Here is a 13,468-nt window from a genome sequence, read left to right on the forward strand (position 1 = left end):
GCGCAGCACGACACCATGCTCAGCAGTTCACCAAAAGCTGTTTCATGTTCGCTGCCATCCACCGCAAATTCCTCGTTCCCCGCGCCCGCCTCAGGGCTGTGGCAGGCCTGGCCCTGTTGAGCCTGGTTACCCTGCCAGCGAGGCCGCTGGAGTTGCAACCGCATGACCCGCCGCAGGCCGCGGCTGGCAACAGCGTGCCATCAGATCGAATGGCCTCGCAGCAGACATGGCGGCACAGCGTGGCGGCGCTGGATGCGTCCGATGCACTGTGAACGGCCGACCAGCCGATCAGACCATCAGCCTTTGTCGCTGTATGACAGTTTGGGGTACCAGTCCGTGCCCCGCCCGCCCGGCGTCAGGTCCAGGATATTCCACAGCGGCGTGGGGTCGGGCGCACCGCGCGCGTCCTGACCCGGGTCTTCGGTGCCGCCCATTTCGCCGGCCCAGAAGTGGTGCACCTTGCCGTCGCGCTTGACCCACACGTCCAGCGCCGGCCATTCGTCCACACCGTTGGGTGCCAGGCCGCGGTAATCGCGCGCGAAGTCATCGCCCACCGTCATGTAGAACTTCAGGTTGCGCCAGCCACGCTCTCGCGCGAAGGCCAGTTGGCGCGCCACCGGCGAACGCCCCAGCACCGCGAAGGCCACGCGCTGCGTGATGTCCGCCACCGGGATGTCCAGCGCACCCAGCAGTGCCGTGCACATGGGGCAGGGCCGCGGGCGCTTGGGGCCATACATCCAGAAATAGGTGACCAGCGTGTCGTGCGGGCCAAACATGTCCGCCAGCCGCACCGTCTTGCCGTCCTCGTCTTCGAAGGCGTAATCGCCCGCTTCGCCGCCCAGCGGCAAGGCCCGGCGCTGGGCCGCCACACGCTCGATGTGGCGGCGCAGTTCGATCTCTTCGGCCAGCAGCGCCGTGCGTGCCTGGTGGTAGTCGGCGCTGTCGTTGGGGTAGGGTTTGCGAAACTTGGCGGCCAGTTCGGGGGCGGCCGTCAGGGGGTTGTCTGCCATGGCGTTCTCCTTGGCGCGCTGAGGTAGCGCGGCTCAGGCAAGGCACTGTACGCCGATGAGGCCAGGCGCTACGTGCGCTGGCTCACGCAAGCAAAGAAAAACCCGCAGGGCTCGCGCACTGCGGGTTTTTGTGTCGTCGGCCAATCGCGCTGCTACAAGCTCAGCGCGAACGGTGGTGACGGAAGGACAATTACATGTCCATGCCACCCATGCCGCCCATGCCACCCATGCCACCCATGCCGCCGCCGCCCATGCCGCCAGCGCCGGACTCTTCCTTGGGAGCCTCGGCCACCATGGCTTCGGTCGTCAGCATCAGCGAGGCCACGGAGGCTGCGTTTTGCAGCGCGGTGCGGGTCACCTTGGTCGGGTCCAGGATACCCATGTCGATCATGTCGCCATAGGTGTCGTTGGCGGCGTTGAAGCCGTAGTTGCCCTTGCCGGCCAGCACGGCGTTCACCACCACAGAGGCTTCGCCGCCTGCGTTGTAAACGATTTCGCGCAGGGGGGCTTCGATGGCGCGCAGCACCAGCTTGATGCCAGCTTCCTGGTCGGCATTGTCACCCTTGATGGTGCCAGCCGCTTGCTTGGCGCGCAGCAGGGCCACGCCGCCGCCGGCCACGATGCCTTCTTCCACGGCAGCGCGGGTGGCGTGCAGCGCGTCTTCCACGCGGGCCTTCTTTTCCTTCATTTCGACTTCGGTGGCAGCGCCAACCTTGATCACGGCCACACCGCCGGCCAGCTTGGCCACGCGTTCTTGCAGCTTTTCGCGGTCGTAGTCGGACGTGGCTTCTTCGATCTGCACGCGCACTTGCTTGACGCGGGCTTCGATGTCAGCAGCGGCGCCGGCGCCGTCGATGATGATGGTGTTTTCCTTGCCCACTTCGATGCGCTTGGCTTGGCCCAGATCGGCCAGCGTGACCTTCTCCAGCGTCAGGCCGACTTCTTCAGCGATGACCTTGCCGCCCGTCAGGATGGCGATGTCTTCCAGCATGGCCTTGCGGCGATCGCCGAAGCCAGGCGCCTTGACAGCCACCACCTTCAGGATGCCGCGGATGGTGTTGACCACCAGCGTCGCCAGGGCTTCGCCCTCGACTTCTTCGGCAATGATCAGCAGCGGACGGCCGGCCTTGGCCACTTGCTCCAGCGTGGGCAGCAGGTCGCGGATGTTGCTGATCTTCTTGTCGAACAGCAGCACGAAGGGGTTGTCCAGCAAAGCGGATTGCTTTTCCGGGTTGTTGATGAAGTAGGGCGACAGGTAGCCGCGGTCGAACTGCATGCCTTCGACGACGTCCAGTTCGCTTTCCAGCGACTTGCCGTCTTCCACGGTGATCACGCCTTCCTTGCCGACCTTGTCCATCGCGTCAGCAATGATCTTGCCGATGGTTTCATCGGAGTTGGCGGAAATGGAGCCGACTTGGGCGATTTCCTTCGACGTGGTGGTGGGCTTGGAAGCCTTCTTCAGCTCTTCCACCAGGGCCGACACGGCCTTGTCGATGCCGCGTTTCAGGTCCATCGGGTTCATGCCGGCGGCCACGTACTTCATGCCTTCGCGCACGATGGCTTGGGCCAGCACGGTGGCGGTGGTGGTGCCGTCGCCAGCGATGTCAGAGGTCTTGGAAGCAACTTCCTTGACCATCTGCGCGCCCATGTTCTGGAGCTTGTCCTTCAGTTCGATTTCCTTGGCCACGGACACACCGTCCTTGGTCACGGTGGGGGCGCCGAAGGAGCGCTCCAGCACCACGTTGCGGCCCTTGGGGCCCAGGGTCACCTTGACCGCATTGGCCAGGATGTTCACGCCTTCAACCATGCGTGCGCGGGCTTCGCCGCCGAAAATGACGTCTTTAGCTGCCATGTGTATTCTCCGGATTCAGTAAATTGAGTAAATGAAAGAGCGTGTTTGTGCGGGAGAAGAATTACTTCTCAACCACTGCAAACAGGTCGTCTTCCTTCATGACCAGCAGTTCGTCGCCATCGACCTTGACGGTCTGGCCGCTGTACTTGCCGAACAACACGCGGTCGCCGACCTTGACGGACATGGGGCTCAGGTCACCCTTGTCGGTCTTCTTGCCGGGGCCCACGGCCAGCACTTCGCCCTGATCGGGCTTCTCTGCGGCGTTGTCCGGGATCACGATGCCGGAGGCGGTCTTGGTTTCGCTTTCAACGCGCTTGACGATCACGCGATCGTGCAGGGGACGAAGTTTCATTGGATCTCCTTGGGGATGAATCAATTGGGGTTGGGATTGGAGTAAGGCTTCACTTATGAAAGTGAGCACTCATTCACTTTGAAGAGAGGCATTGTTAGCACTCGTCTCCAATGAGTGCTAATGATAAGGCCTTTTTGGCTGAAATCAAGCGCTACGGGGTTTATCAACCCACAGATTTGATGGTGCTGGGCATGTTCAGCGCCTCAATGCGTTGACGCACGTGCGCCGTCAGCGCGCGGGCGGTGGCTGAAATGCTGGAGCGGTGCGGGTAGACCACACGCGGCACCCATTCCTCACCCAGCAGTTGAGGCAGCAGCTGCACCAGCCGGCCAGCGCGCAGGTCCGCATGCACGTCGAGCGCCGACTTGTAGGCAATGCCCTGGCCCCCCAGCGCCCAGGCGTGGACGATCGCGCCGTCATCGCTCATATGGTCACCAAACACCTTCAGCGAGACGGCCTTGCGACCCTGCTTGAAGCGCCACACGTTGAAGGCGATGGATTCGAGGCTGTGGATCAGGCAGTTGTGCGACGCCAGGTCCTCCAGCGTCCTGGGCGTGCCATGGCGCGCCAGGTAGGCGGGCGAGGCCACCACAATACGGCGGTTGGGGCCCAGGCTTTGCGTCACATACGACGAATCGGCCAGGCGCCCATGGCGGAACATCATGTCAAACGGGTCCTGGAACACGTCCACAAAGTGGTCCGAGCACTGCAGGTTGATCTTCAGGCCCGGGTGCAATGACTGGAACTCGCTGACCCACGGCAACAGCACATTGCGCCCCAGATCCGATGGCGCGGAGATGCGCAGCAGGCCAGCCATCTTGCCGCTGTTGTCCGCCACGGCCGCCACCCCCTGGTCCAGCAGTGCCAGCCCCTCCTGGCAATAGCGCAAGAAGCGTTCGCCCTGCGGCGTCAGCCGCATGCTGCGGGGTGAACGCTCGAACATGCGCGCGCCCAGCACGCCCTCCAGCCGCTTCAGGCTGGCGCTGGCGGTGGCCGTCAGCAATCCCAGGCTGTGCGCCGCCCTGGTGAGCCCTCCCAACTGGGCGGTGTGGACAAAGATGCGCAGTTCCTGGTCGGTGAACATCGTCAAACAGCTTTTGATAAAGAATCAAATGTGACAGGGTTTTTCTTTGACGGCAAGTTCAGCACAATTGGCACCTTTCAAGACTTCCCGCTGGAGAACTGCTGTGTTGATGCAAGCCGTTGGGCTGACCCACTACCCCGCCATGGACAACCCCGACTCACTGGCGGATTTCCAATTGCCGGTGCCGCAAGCCACCGGGCATGACATCCGGGTCGCCGTCAAAGCCGTGGCCGTCAACCCGGTGGACAACCGGGTCCGCACACCCAAGAACCGGGTGGAGCCCACGCCGCGCGTGCTCGGCTGGGACGCGGCGGGCGTGGTCGATGCGGTAGGCCCCGGTGTGACGCTGTTCAAGCCCGGCGACAAGGTTTACTATGCCGGCGAAATCGGCCGGCCGGGCAGCTACAGCGAATACCACCTGGTGGACGAGCGCCTGGTCGGCGCCATGCCGGCGTCGCTGGCTTTCGAGGCCGCTGCCAGCCTGCCGTTTGCCAGCATCACCGCCTGGGAGGCGCTATTTCACCGCATGCGCCTGCCGATGGACGGGCAGGCTACCGGCCAGTCCCTGTTGATCATCGGCGCGGCCGGCGGCGTGGGCTCCATGGCCGTGCAGCTGGCGGCCCGGCTGGCCGGGCTGGAGGTGATTGCCACCGCCTCGCGTCCCGAATCGCAGGCCTGGGTGCTGCAACTGGGCGCCCGCCACGCCATCAACCACCACCAGGACATTGCCGCCCAGTTACGCGCGCTGGGCTACCCGCAGGTGGACCATGTGCTGATCATGAGCGACCTGGACCGCTACTTCCCGGTGGCCGCCGAGGTGGTAGCCCCACAGGGCACGGTGGGCTCCATCGTGCCCTCCAGCGCGCCGGTGGATCTGAACCTGCTGTGGGACAAGAGCGCCCATTTCGCCTGGGAGATGATCTTTACCCGCACCGACTTCCGCACCGCGGATATGGCGCAGCACGGGCAGTTGCTGAACGCGCTGGCCGCACACATCGACAGGGGTGCAATCGTCGCGCCGGTCAATGAGATACTGTCGCCCATCAACAAGGCCAACATCCACGCGGCGCTGACCAGGCTGCACAGGGGGCACACACTGGGCAAGATCGTGCTGCAGGGTTTCAGGCCCCGCCCGGCCTGAATGGTGCGGACCATGAGTGGACTTCCGTTATCCTACGTCGGTCCCTTGTTGTCCCCGCCACCCATGACCTCTACTCTCTCCTCCCTGCGCGCCAAGCTCGCCCTGCTGCTGGCCCTGTGCGCCTTCAGCACCCCGTTGCTGGCCAAGCCCTATGCCTGCCTGCAAACCAATGTGGGTGAGTTCTGCATGGAGCTGTTCCCCGACAAAGCGCCCGTCACCGTGGCCAACTTCCTCAGCTACATTGCCGACGGCACGTTCACTGACAGCATGGTCCACCGCAGCGTGCCGGGCTTCGTCGTCCAGGGTGGCGGCTACCGCGTGTACAGCAACCTGCTGGCCACACTGGCGGTGCACGCACCCATCGTCAACGAATACAACCAGTCCAACCTGCGCGGCACCGTGGCCATGGCGCGCATCGGCGGCCAGCCCAACAGCGCCACCAGCCAGTGGTTCGTCAACCTGGCCGACAACACCTCGCTGAACACCGTGGACGGCGGCTTCACCGTGTTCGGCAAGATCGTCAAGGGCATGGACGTGGTGGACAGCATCGCCGCGCTGAACCGGCTGGACCTGAGCACGACCTACGGCGGCGCCTTCAGCACTGTGCCCAGTACCGTGCCCGCTGGCGGCAGCCTGACGGACAACACGCAGCTGATCCGCGTGGTGCGCGCCTACCGCAGCGACACGCTGCCCGGCCTGCTGCCCTACCAGTGCTCACTGACCAGCCCGGGCGACACGCTGACCGAGTTCTGCGGCAGCAGCATGAGCTTCCCGGTGGCGGTGGGCGGCACACTGTTCGAGGTGACGCTGAACTACGTGCCCGGCAAGGCCGGCTTCGTGTTCGCACTGGACCCGACGCTGCTGAAGGTGCTGACCGACAGCGGTCAGGCGCGCGCCACGTTTGACGGCGCGGGGGTCAACATCCCGTCGGTGCGCGTGGCCACCAGCGCGTTTGCCAATGTGCACCTGAAGCTGACCAACCCCGCCACGTTCGAATTCACGCTGGACGGCGCCACGCCGCGCTAGGGGAATCGCCCGCAGAGAGCGCAATGACCCGACCGGTCCTGGACCTTGTCAGGCGCTGCCCGCGTCGTCCCAGCCGGGCCAGCACGACAGGTCCACGCTGAGGCAGCGCGAGCGCTGCACCATGCGCGAGCACCAGTGGGTCAGCTCCTCCATCTGCTGCGGCGACAGCGACTGCAGCTTGCGCCGTGCATAGGTATTGCGCGGCGGCATCACCAGGCTTTGGCCGGTGACGTTGCCCGCGCGGTCATGCTGGCGCATCAGGAAGGCGGCCATGCCGCGCTCGGTGTGCGACCGCTTGCGCTCGGCAGTCTCGTTCGGCTGCCAGGATGTGGCAAACACGCCCAGCAACTGCAGCAGCAGGCTGAGGAGCAGCTGGTCGGCCATGGCCGCAGCGGCGCCGCCCAGCCAGCCCAGCAAGCCCAGCGCGATCAGGCCCTTGTGGCGTTGGCCGGACCAGAACAGCAGCGCCCAGGCGCCCAGCAGGTCGACCAGCACATTCACCAGCGTGACCAGGGTCAGCGTGTCAAATTGGAAATCCGTGATCCAGTTCATCGTTGTCGCGGCGCAAAAAAGTCAACTTCTCACGCTGGCGAGAATAGCCGCCGGCGACAGGCCGCGAAGCCGGAAGAGCGCCGGGAAATCGTCGCTTTTCCGGCGTTCAGTCAGCAGCGGCTCAAGCGCCGGTCAGACGAACTGCCAGCCGCTCTGGGCGTAGCCCGCCAGGTTCACGTGCGCCTGGTTGGTGGTGGAAGCGGCCAGCTCGGCCATCCACTGCGCCTGGGTGGTGGTTTGGTTGTTCAACGGCGCCAACAGGCTGGCCAGCGTGGCGGCGTCCGGCGCCTGGCCGTAGACATTGGCGTAGACGAACTTGACGAAGCTGGTGTTGTCCCCACCGCCGGCAAAGGCCGCCATGATGCCCGAATCGACCAGCAGGTTGGTGCCATCCATTAGGCTGGCGCCGCTGTCGAAGTAGCTGAGGAAGATGCCGGCCCAATCTGTGCGGGTGGGGAAGGCACTGCCCAGCGTGGCCGCCATGGCCAGCACCGCCTTGCCGGCTGCCTGGGTGGGGCCCAGGTCCAGCGCCAGCTTGACGTCCGAAAACTGCAGGCGTTCCACATTGCTCAGGCTGTCGCTGCCCTCGCCACCCGCACCCGCTGCGCGGTTGTCAACGACCGTGGGGGTGCTGCCCAGCGTCAGTTTGTAGTCCGTCAGCTTGCCACTGTACTGGGCGGTGTCGGTGCCGGCACCCCCATCCAGCGTGTCGTTGCCAGCCTTGCCGCTCAGCAGGTTGTTGCCCTCGTTGCCGGTCAGCACGTTGTTCAGCTCGTTGCCGGTGCCGATCAGGTTTCCGGAGCCACCGGACAACGCGAGGTTTTCCACGAAGCTGGTCAGCGTGTAGTTGATAGAAGCGATCACCTTGTCCACCGTGCGGCCCACGTCGGGCTGCGGGCCACCGGCTGCCAGTTGCGCCGCGTTGGCCTGCAATTCCTGCACCTGGTCGCCGGCGTCGTCGACGTAATACAGGTCGCCGCCGTCGCCACCCAGCAGGGTGTCGGCGCCCGCGCCGCCGATCAGGATGTCGCTGCCAGCACCGCCCACGAGCTTGTCGTTGCCGGTGCCGCCATCCAGCACGTCGTCGCCAGCGCCGCCATTCAGCGTGTCGTTGCCGGCCAGGCCCTGCAACGTGTCGCCATTGGGTGACGCAGTGAGCACGTTGTCGGTGTTGTCCCCGACCTGCACGCCGCCGTTGCCCACCGTGGTGAAGTCGTAGCTGCCGTTGGCCGCCAGGTAGTTGCCGGCCAGGTCGCGCACCGCGTCGCCAGCAATGTAGATGCTGTAACTGCTGCTGGGCGACAGCGTGCTGCCGAAGCGCACGGTCAACTGGCTGCCGCTGACCGTCAGGTTGGCTGTGTTGGCCACCGTGTAGCTGGCCAGCACCGTGCCGTCGGAGTTGCGCAGCTGCACGCTGCCGCTGCCCAGCGCAATGGCCTCGCTGAACGTGAAGGTGACGGCGCTGGTCAACGCCACGCCGGTGCTGCCGTCAAGCGGGCTAACGCTGGCGATGGTCGGCGCCGTGGTGTCGATCACCACCACTTCGCGCAACTGCGCGGCGCTGAAGGTACCGTCGGCAAACTTGAAGTTCTCCACGTTGACCACCTGGTCGGCGCCGTCGCGGTTGGCTGTCTTGTCGGTGATGGTGAAGGTGGACGTGCTGCTGTTGTAGGCCACCACATAGTCGGCGCGGTTGCCGGTGTAGTTCATGGTGTCGATGCCGGCGCCGCCGTCGATGACGTCGTTGCCGCCATAGGCGACAAAGTTGTTGCCCTTGTCATCGCCCAGCAGCGAGTCGTTGTACTGCGAGGCGTAGATGTCGCGGATGTTGACCAGCACGTCGAAACCGTCGCCACCGCTGGACTTGCCGGTGACCAGGTTGACGGTGACAGCGCCAGGGGAATGGTAGTAGCTGACGGCGTCAAAGCCGCCGCCGCCGTCCAGCGTGTCGTCACCGGCCATGCCTTCCAGGATGTTGTAACCGCTGTCGCCGGTGAGGCTGTCGTTATAGACCGAGCCGCCGACGTTCTCGAAGTTGTGGAAGTCGTCGTTGCCGGCGCCGCCGCTGGACTTGCCGGTGGCCATGTTGACGGTGACGGCCGAGGGCGCGGCGAGGTAGCCGAGGTAGTCGACGCCGCCGCCACCGTCCAGCTCGTCGCTGCCGCCGCCGCCTTCGATGAAGTCGTTGGCGTTGCCGCCCACCAGCGTGTCACCGGCGGCCGAGCCCACCACGCCCTCGAAGTTGCTGAACTGGTCGAGGCCATCCGGCCCATTGGCCTGGCCGGTGCCCAGGTTCACATAGACGCCGGAGCCGGTGGCCTGGTCGTAGCGCACGTAATCCAGCGTGCCGGCGCCACCGTCCATGGTGTCGTTGCCAGGGCCACCGAAAATCTGGTCATTGCCGTCGCCGCCCGACAAGGAATCGTTGCCGGCCAGGCCGTAGAGGGCGTCGTCACCGGCGGTGCCGGTCAGGGTGTCGTTGCCGGTGGTGCCGTTGTAGGTGGGCATGAGGGGTATCCTTTCTAGCGGGTCTTGGCACATTCTTGCGCAAGTCCGGCCGCCCAAAGAGCTCATTTGCACAACGCCTGTCGCGTTGTGGGGGGATCACCCGAGGTTGCCCCTAGGGTTTCGTGTAGGACACCAGCGTGCGGCCGGCACCGTTTCCGGGCGCCGCGCGCAACTGGCCCATGGCCGCCCAAACAGCCTCCACATAGGCCGCCTCGCGGCGCTGGAAATCACGGTTGAAGCCCAGGAAGCTGGGCGAAGACAGCAGCGGCTGCGGCAGCACCTCCACCGCATCGCGGAATTCGGGCAAGGCCAGCTCCTGCTGCACGAAGCCGGCCGGCAGCACCGCCACCTCAGCGCGCCCCGCCACCAGCTTGCGCAGGATGGACTGTGCATGGGGCGTGGTGGCATCTTCCGCAGCGCCCAGCACACGCAGCTTGTCGCGCGCAATGGCCTGGCCGGGCAACGCCATCACGGGGGTGCGCAAGTTGGCAAAGGCCACGCCGTCCCAGCGCACCGGTGTGCCGGTGCGGCGCAGCACCCGCACGGTGAAGTCGCCCACACCGCGTCCGGCATCCAGCGCGCCGGTCTTGACCGGAAAGGCGAAGTCTTCCAGGTTCTGGATGGCGGGTGCCAAAGGCAGGGCGCCATCGTAGTCGCCATTCTTCAGCCCCATGCGGCAGCGCATCCAGGGCGCGGTGACGAACTGCACACTGTCACCCTGCAGCGCCACGGCGCGGCGCACCAGCGTCTGGGCCGTGCCGTCGCGGTCCGGGTAGGTCAGCGGCGGCACGGGGTTCTGCGACACACAGACCGTCAGAGTGCGCGCCTGCACCAGCGCAGCGCCCAGCAGAGCTGTGCCCATCGCGAAGTGGCGCACCCAGCGCAGCCAGCGAAGTGATCGCCGAGCGACGGGCAAACATTCCTGCAGGCGTGGGGCGTGTTGTGTATTCATGGCGAGTGGGAGAACATAGCATGAGGGTTAACCCTTAGTAGATCAAGGGCTGTTCATGCAATACATCCTTTCGTCAAGCGAAAGGATGGACGGTCAGACCGCTTGCGCGCGGTCAGGCCACAGGGGCGATGCGCGCCGACCAGCCCGGCACAACACCTCAGCTTTGCAGACGGTAGCCTTGCAACAGGCCATCGGCCAGCCAGCCCTGCAGCTGGGCGATCACCGCGGCGGCGACCTGTGCCTCCCCCAACTCACCCTGCGCGGCTGCGCACAGGTCGGCAAAAGCCGCGCCTTGCAGCATGCCCTGCAGCAGCAGCAGCGGCAAGCCTTCCAGCGCGCGCCAACGCGTCTCCAGCCCCTGGCGCCAAACCTGCAGGCCATGGTCCACAGGCTGCGGCTCGGGCAGCTGCGGCTCTTCGTCGGTCTGTGGGTCAAATTGCTTGAAGGCGCGCCACGCCGGCTCCACGTTCCATTGCAGGGCCAGCAACAGCAGGCTGGGCACGGGCGTGAACACCAGACGCGGCCACTGCTCGGGCGCCACCTGGGCCAGCGCCTGCGCGGGCATGGGCTCGGCATCGGCGGCGTCGAAGGCCGCGCGCAAGCCCCACTCCATGCGCGCCAGATCGACGAAGGCCGGGTGCGGCACCAGGTCAGCGCGCAGCGTCATGAATTCCGGCAAGCGGTCGCCAAACCAACGTATCGACGGCTGGCGCGACGGACAGGCCTGGATGTAGGCCTGCGCCAGCGCATCGAAGGCCTCGTCGCCCATGATCTGCGGCAGCACGCCGTAGTTGTCGCGCAAGGCTTCGGCCAGGCGGCTGGCATAGGCGTGCTGGTAGATGCGCAGCAGCGGCGCGCCATCGGCGCGCCCTCTCAACAGGCCGCCAACCAGGTCGCTGCCGGGCGGGTCGGCCGCCTGGCCCTGCACGATGGCCTGGCGCAAGGCGCTTTGCTGTTGGGCCAACGCCACGTTCACCGGGCTACCCTCCGCCCTGCGGGCTGCGGGTGCGAGCGTCTTGGGAACGACCCGGCGACGCTCATACCGCTTGCTCCTCACGGCGCGGCGCCAGCGCGGCGGCTGCCACCGCACGCGCCACGTCCAGCTCGGCCACCAGGTCTGGCAGCGGCGGGATGTGGTCGTCGCGCTCGATCATCGTCGGCACCTCGCCCAGGCGATTCATCGTGTGGTGGTACAGGTCCCACACCGGCTGGCTCACCGGGTGGTCGTGGGTGTCTATCTTGTAGTGGCCATGGTCCTCATGGCCGGCCAGGTGGATCTGCCGCACGCGGGCTGCGGGCATCGCGTCGATGAACACGCGCGCGTCGAAACCGTGGTTGACGCTGCTGACATAGACATTGTTGACGTCCAGCAGCAGTTCGCAGTCGGCGCGCTGCGCCAGCTCGGCAATGAACTGCCACTCGCTCATCTCGTCGGCCTCGAAGGCCACGTAGCTGGACACGTTCTCCAGCAGCAGGCGCCGCCCCAGCACATCCTGCACCTGCGACACGCGGGCGGTCAGGTGGCGCAGCGCCGCTTCGGTGTAAGGCATAGGCAGGAGGTCGTGCAGGTTGTGGTGGTCCACGCCGGTCCAGCACAGGTGGTCGGACACCCAGGCCGGCTGCACACGGTCGATCAAGGCCTTCAGATCGCCCAGGTAGTCCAGGTTCAGCGGGTCGCTGCTGCCTATGGACAATGACACGCCATGCATCACCATGGGGTAGTCCCGTCGGATGCGGTCCAGGAAGTGCAGCGGCTTGCCGCCGGGCACCATGTAGTTCTCGGAGACCACCTCCAGCCAGTCCACCGCCTGCGGCGCAGCGACGAAGTCCGCATAGTGCTCGGTGCGCAGGCCCAGGCCGAAGCCCTTGACGGTGCTCATGGGTGTATTGTGGTCAACGGTGCGCGCATGTCAAAAAACAGACTGGGCGGTAACCCGCCCAGTCTGAAACTTCCCTCATCGCTGCAAGAGAAGACAGGAGTCCCTGCTTATTTGGTCACGACCTTGCCGCCGGCGGTGGTGCACTCGGCGGCGTCTTTCTTGGTGACCCAGCCCTGGCCCTTGCAGCCGTTGTGGCCCTTGCAATCGGACTTGGCGGTCTTGCACTCGGACGTGCCCTTGCAGGTGTTGACGCCGGCGCACTTGACGCCGCCATCGGCAGCCTGGGCCGGCACGGTCACCGCGGTACCCAGTGCGAACAGCGCGGCGGCAGCGGAAGCAACGGCTACGCCGGATTTGAAGTTGTTGAACATGTTGGACTCCTGAGGATGGTTGGGTTGACGAAGGGTGTGCAGGCCGGGCCGCGCGACGCGCAAACCCTGTGCTTGCCTTGTTGAGTCGGCCGGCACGATGACTTCTTACACGCCGGCGCAAAATTTTTCAAGAAATTTGGGACGAACCCACCGTTCAGTGCCGCGCCACGCGAGCCATCACCTGGCCACCGCCAGCCTGTTCGTGACCCAACAGCTGGCGCCGCAGCATGGGCGCCAGGAAATGGTCCACCGACCAAGCCCCCGGTCCCCACAACAGCAAAGCTGCCAGCAAGCTGCCCCAGAACTGATGCTGCTGCAACGCAGCATCGGCCACGTCCATCAAGCTCAGTACCGCCACCCCGTTCAGGACGAACAGGCCGGCCGCCGCAAATCGCCCGGCCAGCCCAAACAGCAGCAATGCCGGCAACACGAGTTCGGCGCCGGTGCCCATCCACGCGGCCAGCACCGGGTTCAACACCGGCACATGGTATTCATTGGCAAACAGGGCCAGCGTGCTGTCCCAGTCGTGGATTTTGGTCAGGCCGGAGCGGAAAAACACACCGGCCAGGTACCAGCGCGCGCCCAACTGGGCCGCCGGCTGCAGCCGTTCCAGCAGGGCGATGCCGCCCTCGGCCAGACGCCACAGCCTGGCCAGGAGTGTGTTGGTGGATTTCATGCGCATGGTTGTCGACTCCGGTTCTTGAATGGGCATCAGTCGCGCTGTGGGCTCCTTTCTTACA

The 13,468-nt window shown here is 65.5% G+C and carries 14 protein-coding genes; 3 read left to right on the forward strand and 11 right to left on the reverse strand.

The window, feature by feature from the left end; translation table 11 throughout:
* Positions 1–44 precede the first annotated feature (44 nt).
* Positions 45–272, forward strand: a complete 228-nt coding sequence (locus tag AC1DX2_RS19775; protein WP_477198113.1) for a hypothetical protein — start codon at positions 45–47, stop codon at positions 270–272.
* Between the two features lie 24 nt (positions 273–296).
* On the opposite strand, the gene AC1DX2_RS19780 is transcribed toward AC1DX2_RS19775, so the two are convergent.
* From AC1DX2_RS19780 to AC1DX2_RS19795, 4 genes are all read right to left on the reverse strand, one after another.
* Positions 297–1,010, reverse strand: a complete 714-nt coding sequence (locus AC1DX2_RS19780) for a DUF899 family protein (protein ID WP_477198114.1) — start codon at positions 1,008–1,010, stop codon at positions 297–299.
* 190 nt (positions 1,011–1,200) lie between these two features.
* Positions 1,201–2,862 (reverse strand): chaperonin GroEL, encoded by a 1,662-nt coding sequence (gene groL / locus AC1DX2_RS19785; protein WP_477198115.1) that lies wholly within the window; start codon positions 2,860–2,862, stop codon positions 1,201–1,203.
* 61 nt (positions 2,863–2,923) lie between these two features.
* Entirely contained in the window at positions 2,924–3,214 is a 291-nt protein-coding gene (groES, locus tag AC1DX2_RS19790; RefSeq protein ID WP_477198116.1) for a co-chaperone GroES, read from the reverse strand.
* A 163-nt stretch (positions 3,215–3,377) separates the two neighbouring features.
* Positions 3,378–4,298 carry a LysR family transcriptional regulator gene (locus tag AC1DX2_RS19795; protein WP_477198381.1) on the reverse strand — a complete coding sequence of 307 codons (921 nt, stop codon included), beginning with the start codon at positions 4,296–4,298 and terminating at the stop codon, positions 3,378–3,380.
* Between the two features lie 109 nt (positions 4,299–4,407).
* Between AC1DX2_RS19795 and AC1DX2_RS19800 the strand changes: the two genes are divergently transcribed.
* Together AC1DX2_RS19800 and AC1DX2_RS19805 are read left to right on the forward strand one after the other, a co-directional pair.
* Complete coding sequence (locus AC1DX2_RS19800; RefSeq protein ID WP_477198382.1) at positions 4,408–5,439, forward strand: zinc-binding alcohol dehydrogenase family protein; 1,032 nt, start codon at positions 4,408–4,410, stop codon at positions 5,437–5,439.
* 63 nt (positions 5,440–5,502) lie between these two features.
* Positions 5,503–6,465 carry a peptidylprolyl isomerase gene (locus AC1DX2_RS19805; protein WP_477198117.1) on the forward strand — a complete coding sequence of 321 codons (963 nt, stop codon included), beginning with the start codon at positions 5,503–5,505 and terminating at the stop codon, positions 6,463–6,465.
* Between the two features lie 48 nt (positions 6,466–6,513).
* On the opposite strand, the gene AC1DX2_RS19810 is transcribed toward AC1DX2_RS19805, so the two are convergent.
* The 7 genes from AC1DX2_RS19810 to AC1DX2_RS19840 all read right to left on the reverse strand — a co-directional run bounded on the left by AC1DX2_RS19810 (position 6,514) and on the right by AC1DX2_RS19840 (position 13,410).
* Positions 6,514–7,017 carry a hypothetical protein gene (locus AC1DX2_RS19810; RefSeq protein ID WP_477198118.1) on the reverse strand — a complete coding sequence of 168 codons (504 nt, stop codon included), beginning with the start codon at positions 7,015–7,017 and terminating at the stop codon, positions 6,514–6,516.
* 132 nt (positions 7,018–7,149) lie between these two features.
* Positions 7,150–9,525 carry an Ig-like domain-containing protein gene (locus AC1DX2_RS19815; protein ID WP_477198119.1) on the reverse strand — a complete coding sequence of 792 codons (2,376 nt, stop codon included), beginning with the start codon at positions 9,523–9,525 and terminating at the stop codon, positions 7,150–7,152.
* Between the two features lie 112 nt (positions 9,526–9,637).
* On the reverse strand, positions 9,638–10,387 hold the full coding sequence (locus AC1DX2_RS19820; RefSeq protein ID WP_477198120.1) for a hypothetical protein: 750 nt from the start codon (positions 10,385–10,387) through the stop codon (positions 9,638–9,640).
* Between the two features lie 247 nt (positions 10,388–10,634).
* A complete protein-coding gene (locus tag AC1DX2_RS19825) occupies positions 10,635–11,453 on the reverse strand; it encodes an HvfC/BufC family peptide modification chaperone (protein WP_477198121.1) in 819 nt (272 codons plus the stop codon).
* A gap of 61 nt (positions 11,454–11,514) precedes the next feature.
* Positions 11,515–12,357 carry an MNIO family bufferin maturase gene (gene bufB, locus AC1DX2_RS19830; protein WP_477198122.1) on the reverse strand — a complete coding sequence of 281 codons (843 nt, stop codon included), beginning with the start codon at positions 12,355–12,357 and terminating at the stop codon, positions 11,515–11,517.
* A 107-nt stretch (positions 12,358–12,464) separates the two neighbouring features.
* The gene (gene bufA2 / locus AC1DX2_RS19835) at positions 12,465–12,728 is read right to left on the reverse strand and encodes a BufA2 family periplasmic bufferin-type metallophore (RefSeq protein ID WP_477198123.1); all 264 of its coding nucleotides are present in this window, start codon (positions 12,726–12,728) and stop codon (positions 12,465–12,467) included.
* Between the two features lie 154 nt (positions 12,729–12,882).
* Complete coding sequence (locus AC1DX2_RS19840; RefSeq protein ID WP_477198124.1) at positions 12,883–13,410, reverse strand: DoxX family protein; 528 nt, start codon at positions 13,408–13,410, stop codon at positions 12,883–12,885.
* Positions 13,411–13,468 lie beyond the last annotated feature (58 nt).

The sequence above is a fragment of the Hylemonella sp. P2_B10 genome, assembly GCF_056404875.1.

Coding starts and splice junctions, on each gene's coding strand:
- AC1DX2_RS19775 (WP_477198113.1), top strand. CDS start 45: ATGTTCGCTGCCATCCACCGCAAATTCCTCGTTCCCCGCGCCCGCCTC.
- AC1DX2_RS19780 (WP_477198114.1), bottom strand. CDS start 1,010: ATGGCAGACAACCCCCTGACGGCCGCCCCCGAACTGGCCGCCAAGTTT.
- groL (WP_477198115.1), bottom strand. CDS start 2,862: ATGGCAGCTAAAGACGTCATTTTCGGCGGCGAAGCCCGCGCACGCATG.
- groES (WP_477198116.1), bottom strand. CDS start 3,214: ATGAAACTTCGTCCCCTGCACGATCGCGTGATCGTCAAGCGCGTTGAA.
- AC1DX2_RS19795 (WP_477198381.1), bottom strand. CDS start 4,298: ATGTTCACCGACCAGGAACTGCGCATCTTTGTCCACACCGCCCAGTTG.
- AC1DX2_RS19800 (WP_477198382.1), top strand. CDS start 4,408: ATGCAAGCCGTTGGGCTGACCCACTACCCCGCCATGGACAACCCCGAC.
- AC1DX2_RS19805 (WP_477198117.1), top strand. CDS start 5,503: ATGACCTCTACTCTCTCCTCCCTGCGCGCCAAGCTCGCCCTGCTGCTG.
- AC1DX2_RS19810 (WP_477198118.1), bottom strand. CDS start 7,017: ATGAACTGGATCACGGATTTCCAATTTGACACGCTGACCCTGGTCACG.
- AC1DX2_RS19815 (WP_477198119.1), bottom strand. CDS start 9,525: ATGCCCACCTACAACGGCACCACCGGCAACGACACCCTGACCGGCACC.
- AC1DX2_RS19820 (WP_477198120.1), bottom strand. CDS start 10,387: ATGGGCACAGCTCTGCTGGGCGCTGCGCTGGTGCAGGCGCGCACTCTG.
- bufB (WP_477198122.1), bottom strand. CDS start 12,357: ATGAGCACCGTCAAGGGCTTCGGCCTGGGCCTGCGCACCGAGCACTAT.
- bufA2 (WP_477198123.1), bottom strand. CDS start 12,728: ATGTTCAACAACTTCAAATCCGGCGTAGCCGTTGCTTCCGCTGCCGCC.
- AC1DX2_RS19840 (WP_477198124.1), bottom strand. CDS start 13,410: ATGCGCATGAAATCCACCAACACACTCCTGGCCAGGCTGTGGCGTCTG.